Origin of the sequence: Dyella sp. AD56 (assembly GCF_002878475.1) — a bacterium.
In the GTDB taxonomy this organism is placed as follows: domain Bacteria; phylum Pseudomonadota; class Gammaproteobacteria; order Xanthomonadales; family Rhodanobacteraceae; genus Dyella.
The window spans coordinates 1-8,167 of the sequence record NZ_NRDP01000045.1 but is presented as its reverse complement, the minus strand read 5'-3'; the positions used below and the strand labels follow the sequence as shown (position 1 = coordinate 8,167).

General features: G+C 61.1%; 1 protein-coding gene. It reads left to right on the top strand.

Features of this window, described 5'->3' with window-relative positions; all coding sequences use genetic code 11:
- Nucleotides 1–8,167, top strand: an 8,167-nt coding sequence (locus DyAD56_RS23315; protein WP_146010615.1) for a non-ribosomal peptide synthetase, incomplete at both ends; no start/stop codon positions are given.

The following is an 8,167-nucleotide window of genomic DNA, read 5'->3' as shown; positions in this document are numbered from 1 at the left end:
GGTGAACTATGGCTGGGCGGCGCCGGAGTGGCGCGCGGCTACCTGCACCAACCGGAGCTGACCGCAGAGCGTTTCCTCACCAATCCGTTTGCCGAGGACGCTGGCCGGGTGTATCGAACCGGCGACCTGGTACGTCGGCGCATGGATGGCATGCTGGAATACCTTGGGCGCAACGACGATCAGGTCAAGATCCGTGGGCACCGCATCGAACTGGGGGAGATTCACGCAAGCTTGCGTGATGCCGACGAGGTACGCGATGCGCTTGTGACGGTGGTGGATGATCGCGGGAATGAGCCGCGCATTGTGGCTTACGTTATTCCCAGATTGTCGGCGGCCCGCGATTCGGCCGCGACCGATGCGCAGGTCGCTCAATGGTCCGATGTCTTTGACGAGCAGGCCGACGAGGACATCGGCGCGTCGTCGGCAGACTTCGACATTGTTGGATGGAACAGCAGTTACACACGTCTTCCGATCCCGGACGACGCCATGCGCGAGTGGCTCGATACCACATTGATGCGTATCCGAGAGCTGCAGCCGCGACATGTGCTTGAAATTGGTTGCGGCACCGGATTGCTGCTGCAAAACCTGGCGGCAGACTGTCGACGTTACGTTGGCACCGACCTGTCGGCCCGGACCGTCCGCAAGCTCGAAAAACGCATAGCGCGCACACAGGCCGTTGCGGCGGTAGCCGCGGTGCATGCTGCGTCAGCCGACGATCTCACCGCGATTGAAGGGCGTTTCGATACCGCCATCCTCAATTCCGTCGCACAGTATTTTCCAGACGCCCATTACCTGGAACGCACTGTCGCCGGAATTCTGTCGAAGCTGGAGCCAGGTGGATGCCTGTTCGTCGGCGATGTGCGTCATCATCGCTTCGCGGAGGCCTTCCATCTATCGGTCGCCCTTTTCCAGAGTGCCCATGCCGATGGCGTGCAGGTCTTCGAGCAGGCACGCCGCCGGGCATTGTCGGACCGGGAGCTGCTGGTCGATCCCGCTTGGTTCGCCGCTCTGCGCGAACGTCACCCCGGCATTGCCGATATACGAATCATGCCCAAGCTTGGCGGGCGGCATACAGAAATGGCTGCCTTCCGTTATGACGTAGTCATTCGCATGCGCGCGGATGAACCGGAGCGCATGCCACTGCATCCTGCGTGGGAAGAATGGCGCGGTACAGCAGCGTTGCTCCAATCGCTCGATCTCGCCTCCACGAACAAAGCTATCGTGACAGGCGTGCAGGCGATTCCCCATCCGTGGGTCACGCCATTCGCACGCATGCTTGGCGAGCGTCGCGTGGATTCGGGCTTTGTTCCCTATCGACCAGAGGCCGCCACAGAAGCGCAAACCGGGAGCGATGGTCATCACGGACTACTGCCCGCGCAGCTTCTGGCGCACTGTATGGATCGTGGTTTGGCCGTACAGATGAGCTGGGCCTGTGACTGCGAAGACGGGCGATACGACGCAGCCTTTGGCCATGCGGAGTTGATGTCGCGATTGTCGGGTGTATCGTTCCCTGTGGCTTCCCACCGGGCAAGCATCGATGGGCTGTGTAGCTCCCCCTTGCTTGCCACAGCATGCGCCGAACTGCCTGCATACCTGCGTGCCTTGCTTGCTCGCAGGCTTCCGGAATACATGCTTCCGTCGGCCTTTGTCGTGCTATCGCGCTGGCCCTTGACTCCAGGAGGCAAGCTGGATCGCGCCGCGCTGCCCCCTCCCAGTGAAGACGCGTTAGCAAGGAGTGCCTTCGTTGCGCCGGAAAGCGGTGTCGAGGCTGCGCTCTCTGAGCTATGGGCCGATTTACTGGGGCTGGACCGGATCGGGCGCCACGATCATTTCTTCGAGATCGGCGGACACTCGCTGATGGCTGTGCGTTTAGTTGCACGCATCGAAGAACACATGGGTGTGCAGTTACCCCTGCGGGAAATCTTCGAGCATCCGTCACTGAGCGCCATGGCGGCGCAGGTGAATCGAGCTCAGGCGTCGAGGTTGCCGCCTGTCGTGCCCGTGCCGCGTGATAGCCATCTGCCGCTGTCCTGGGCCCAGCAGCGATTGTGGTTCCTGGACCGGCTGGATGCACAGGAGGCGAGCGCTTACTACATGCCCGCCTGGTTCCGCCTTGAGGGTGCACTGGATGTTACCGCTCTGCGTGCGTCGCTGGATGCCCTTGTCGCTCGTCACGAAACCTTGCGGACATTGATAGGGGCGGATGATGGCGCGGCTTGCCAGCGCATCCTTCCTGCGTCGACGGGTTTCACGCTGGACGACATGGACCTGAGCCATCTGGCTGTCGACAGCGCTTGGGATGCCGCTCGCCAAGCCTGTCTGGCCCAGATTCGTCAGGGCTTCGATTTGGCACGTGAGGCTCCCATACGTGGCCTGCTGGTGCGCGTCGCCGCCGATTGCCATGCGTTGTTTGTCATGCAACACCACATCGCGTCTGATGGATGGTCGGTATCCATCCTGACAGATGAACTGTCCGCGCTCTATTCAGCCTTTGCTTCGGACAGGCACAACCCCTTGCCGGCCTTGGCCGTGCAGTATGCCGACTACGCTGTGTGGCAACGGCAGGCATTGCCCGAAGCATGGTTGGAAGAACAGCTCGCATACTGGCGATCACATCTTCGTGACGCTCCCGAACGCCTGGATCTGCCGACTGATCGGCCGCGCCCGCATGTCTTGAGTACGCGGGGCGGCGAGCTGGTACGTACGCTCGATTCACGGCTCGCCATTGCACTGCGGGCGTTTTGCGCAAGCCGCGGCGTAACACTGTTTATGGCCGCCTTGACGGGCTGGACAGCATTGATGGCCCGCTTGAGCGGGCAAGACGACATTGTCGTGGGTGCGCCTGTCGCCAATCGCGCGCGCGTTGAGCTCGAGCCGCTGATTGGCTTTTTCATCAACAGCCTGCCGTTACGCCTCCGTCTGCATGATTCGGAAACATTCGCGAGTCTTGCGCGCAAGGTCAGAGCTACGGCTTTGGCTGCGTATCGGCACCAGGACTTGCCGTTCGAGCGAATTGTCGACGCAGTCCGACCTGAGGGTGGGGCAGCCAGCCATACGCCGCTGTTCCAAACGATGCTTCTGTGCCAGAACATGCCACGCAGCGAACTGGTGTTGCCTGGCGTGCACGTGACACCGCTCGATGCATTGCAAGTGCGGGCCAAGTGCGATCTCACGCTCTATGTCACGGACGACGATGGCGATATCGAACTGCGATACGAATACGCAGCCGAGCTGTTTTCGCAGGAAACGATTGACCGCTATGCGGATCATCTTGAGGCGCTGCTGCGCACCATGACGGACGCACCCGAAACCGAGGTGGTGTCCGCTCCGCTTGTGCAGGACAACGGCACGGGTGATCGCCCGTGGCCGGCCGCGATAGATATCAGCCGCATGCCGCTATCGGCACATCAGGAGCGGCTATGGTTCATCGAGGTGTTCGAAGCTGGCAAGCTCTATCCATCCAGTCCGAGTTACCACAATTTGCCGTTGGTGCTTCGCTTCGATGGCCACCTTGATGCCGGGCGACTGAGATCCGCTCTTGAGAGAGTCGTCTCCTGTTTCCCTGCGTTACGCACACGCATCGTTTCCGATGACGCCAAGGTCTATCAGTGCATTGCTGATGACACCTCGGTGGACTGGTCCGAAGTGCGCTTGGGCGTCGAAGTCGATCCACTGGAGACCGCACTCAATTGGGCGGAGGAGCCTCTGCCGTTCACCGGTGGCGCCTTGCTCCGTGCGCGCTTGTATCGCGACTGGAATGGCCAGGCGTGGCTTGCCATCTGCGTGCATCATTTCATCGCCGATAGAGCGACGTTGGCACAGATTGCACGCGCGACGGTGCACGCCTACGACGGTACTGTCATGGCGCCGGAATCGGCAGACGCCTATGCAGCACGACTGCTGGGGGGGCAGTGCGGGCCGTTCACGGCAGATCCGTCGGCGTTGTACTGGCTCCGACAGTTGCGCGGACCGCTGCAGGCTGTAGAGATGCCCCTGAATAGGCCTCGGCCTATGGTGCACACGTTCAAAGCCGCGCGACACACGTTCGAGATGGATGCCGATATCGTGGCCGCGTTACGGGCAATAGCGGCGACCGCGGGTGTGGACGATGCAACTGTCGCCAGTGCTGCGTTTGCTGCGCTCGTCCGGCGCTACACGGGGCACGAGGACATTGTTTTCGGCACCAGCTGTCCAAGCGATGACGACGTGGCCGGCCCGGCCATAGGTCCGTTCGCGAACCTGCTCGTTATGCGGCAGCGCATCGATGGTTCTACAAACGTTCGCGGTCTATTGGCTGATGCAGCTCGGACGAGGGCGCATGCCTATATGCACCGCGCACTGCCATTTGACCGACTCGTCCAGCTGCTGGCTCCAGAAAAGGACATGAGCCGCACTGCGTTGTTCGACTTGCTGTTCCAATTTGAGCGCGCGCTGCCAACCATTCACGGGAGTGACTTCGTCGCTCAAGTCATCGAAACCAACGTGGGTTATGGCAAGAACGATCTCCATCTGTTGGTTGTGGACAAGGGCGATACCTATTCCTGTCAGCTGGTTTACAACGCGGACTTCTTTGATCCATGGCTGGTTGAGCAGATCACTGGACACTATGTTGCGCTGTTGCGAGAAATGCCCCGGAATCTTGACCGGTGCGTGGATGATCTGCCGATGTTGTCGCCGGTCCAGATTGCCCACCAGCTAGATCTGGCCCACGGGCCACGCGTTACTTATCCCCTGTCTGCAACGGTACACGGCCTGATCCAGGTTCAGGCCCATGGCGCACCTCATCGTTGCGCGGTCAGCGATGGCCGCACAGAAATGAGTTATGCCGCCCTTGAGGCCAAGGCGAATCAACTGGCTCGAATGCTGCATTTGCGTGGCGCCCAAGCGGGCGACAGAGTTGGTTTGCTTATCGGGCGATCAGTAGAGGTGGTGGTCGCGATACTCGCTATTCTCAAAGCGGGTTGCGCTTACGTTCCGGTGGACCCGGACGCGCCGCATGAACGCATTGCGTTCACCTTTGACGATGCGAACGTGCGCCTCGTGGTAACCGCCGGAGCGGATGCCGGACGTGCCCTGCCGGGCGGATACGCCGCCGTTGCGGCGGATGACCCCAGTCTGGCCGAGATATCTTCGGCCACGGTTGGCGACGACGTATCTCCGGATGCTGTGGCCTACGTGATCTATACCTCGGGCTCCACCGGACGGCCCAAGGGTGTACCGATTACCCATCGCAACGTGGTGCGGCTGCTTGTCAACGACGCCATGCCTTTCAGCTTCGGGCCTAGCGACGTGTGGTCGGTGTTTCATTCGTTCGCCTTCGACTTCTCGGTCTGGGAGCTTTTCGGGGCGCTGGTCTACGGCGGACACGCTGCCATCGTTCCAAGCCCGGTTCGCACCGATACCGAGACCTTTGCGCAGTGGTTACTGACGCAGGGCGTGAGCGTACTCAGCCAGACGCCATCGGCCTTTCACGCGCTTTCGCGTGTTTTATCAGCAAGGCCGGACTCACGACTGGACGCATTGCGATACGTGGTATTTGGCGGAGAGTCGCTGAACCCCAGCAAGCTGGCGCCGTTCCATGAGTGCTACCCGCATGTCGGGCTGGTGAACATGTATGGCATCACTGAAACGTGCGTCCACGTCACCTTCAAACAACTATCTGGCGAAGATTTGCTCAAGCCAGACAACAACGTTGGTCGGCCGATACCAACAACCTCGGTCTATATCTTCGATGGCGCGCGTCGCATGCTGCCTTACGGCGCGGTGGGCGAGTTGTACGTGGGTGGCCTTGGTGTCGCACGTGGTTATTTGAATCGCGATTCCCTCACGGCGGAACGCTTTGTCGAGAATCCGTTTGCCCCCGGGGAGAGGCTCTATCGGTCGGGCGACCTGGGGCGCTTCCTCGAAAACGGAGATATCCAACATCTCGGACGTATCGACCAGCAGATCCAACTGCGTGGCTTTCGAATCGAGCCTGGCGAGATAGAGGCGGCGTTGCTGTGTTTGCCGTCTATCGCGGAGGCTGCGGTAGTGGCGCGAACCCATGCATCGGGCGACCTGACTCTGGCCGCTTATGTCGTACCGACCCATGCGGTGGAGTTTGACGCAGCGGCGCTGCGCGTGGCGTTGTCCGCGGCATTGGCCGACCACATGATACCGTCTGCCTTCGTGCCGATGTCGTCGCTGCCGCTCACGCGCAACGGCAAGCTTGACCTTGGCCGATTGCCGATACCGGACCGGAATGCTTTGGGCGCGCGGGCTTATGAAGCGCCACAGGGGCAGGCCGAATCGCAGATTGCCGCCGTCTGGGCTGATTTGTTCGGGATCGAACGAATTGGCCGCCACGATCATTTCTTTCGACTCGGCGGCCATTCACTGATGGTCGTGACCCTGATCGAGCGGCTGGGTGCGCACGGCTTGCATCTGGATGTTCGCAGTGTTTTTTCTGCTCCTGTGCTCAGTGACCTGGCAGGGCTGGTCGTGCAGATGTCATCCACCGGCGAGGCGGATCTGCGCGCAAGTGGCATGCCGACATTGTCCAGCCCCGCGGTGCGCCAAGCGCTTTTGAACGCCCGCGGAAGCATCGACGATCTGAATGACGCGTATCCGCTTTCTCCGTTGCAGCAAGGCATGCTGTTCCACTACCTGCGCGACGAAGGTCCGGACGCTTATCTGGTTCGCACCTTGCTTGAGTTCGCTCGAAGCGAAGATCTCGACTCATTCCTGGAAGGCTTGCAGGCCACGATCGACCGTCACGATATTCTGCGCACGTCGATTCATTGGAGTGGGATAGAAGAACCGCTCCAGCTAGTGCACCGCACGGCACCGTTACCTATTGAGGCAGTCCTTCCCGGTGTCGGTCAATCCGCGACTGATCTGTTGCTACGGGTTTCCGATCCAGCGTTGGTTCGCATGGATTTGACGTGTCCACCGCTATTGCGCACCTGGCGGGCGTTCGATAGCGCAACGGGAACGTGGCAGTTGGCGTTACTCAATCATCATATGGTCAGCGACCATGTCAGCCTGGAGCAGATCCTGGAGGAAGTAGCTGCGCATGTCCGTGGCCAAGCCCGGCTTCTGCCACCGGTTTCTCCATATCGCGACTTCATCGCTCGTATGGCCGGCAGGTCAGAGTCTGAGCACGTGCGTTATTTCACGCAGTTGCTGGCGACGGTGGAGGAGGTTACGGCCCCGTTCGGGGTGGCAGCCGTACACGACGGAGTAACCGGCGCGAGAAACGCGGTGCGCAGGGTTGACGATGCGCTTGCCGAGCGCGCCCGAGCTTGTGCCCGGCAAGCGGGAGTCAGTGCCGCTGCGGTGTTCCACCTGGCCTGGGCGATGGCGCTGGGAGCCTGCAGTAGCCGCAGCGATGTCGTGTTTGGGACGGTACTCAGCGGCCGCATGCTGGGAGGAGAGGGCATCGCACGCGCGCCCGGTGTGTTCATCAACACACTGCCTATGCGTGTCGATCTGGACTCGTCGTCAGCTGCAACGACGTTGCTCGCCATCCATGCACAGATGGGCGCTCTGCTGGAACACGAGCACGCGCCCTTGGCGCTGGCGCAGCGATGTTCCGGTCTTGGTGCCAATGCGGCGGCATTTGCGGCGCTGATCAACTACCGTCACAGCGCCGGGTTTCTATCGGAGGTCTATCAGGCCCGAGAGGCGACACAGGCAGATGCCGCGTTCGGTATGCGGCTGCTCGCGAGCGACGAGCACACTCACTATCCAGTCGCGCTATCGGTAGACGACTATGGCGATGGTTTTGCGCTCAAAGCGCATTGCGCCGCTGGCATCGCGCCCGAGGTCGTACTGGCACGCACGCATTACGCGCTTCATGTGCTCGTTGAAGCGCTTGAGGGCGATGGCCCTCATGTGGCGTCCACAACGCCAGCGCGCTTGCCTGTGCTCACGCCCACCGAACGCGATCAAGTGACGTACGCATGGAATGCGACGGACCACGCCTATCCGGAAGAGGTGATGCATGCCGGTTTTGAGCGGCATGTATCTTTGTCGCCAGACGCGGTAGCGGTGGTGTGCGGCGAAGAGCAGTGGAGTTACGCCGCATTGAACATGCGAGCGAACCGGATCGCGCACGGATTGCTGGCCGCCGGGGTGCAGGCGGGTGATCGGGTGGGCATCTGCCTGACGCGAGGCCCGTGGATGG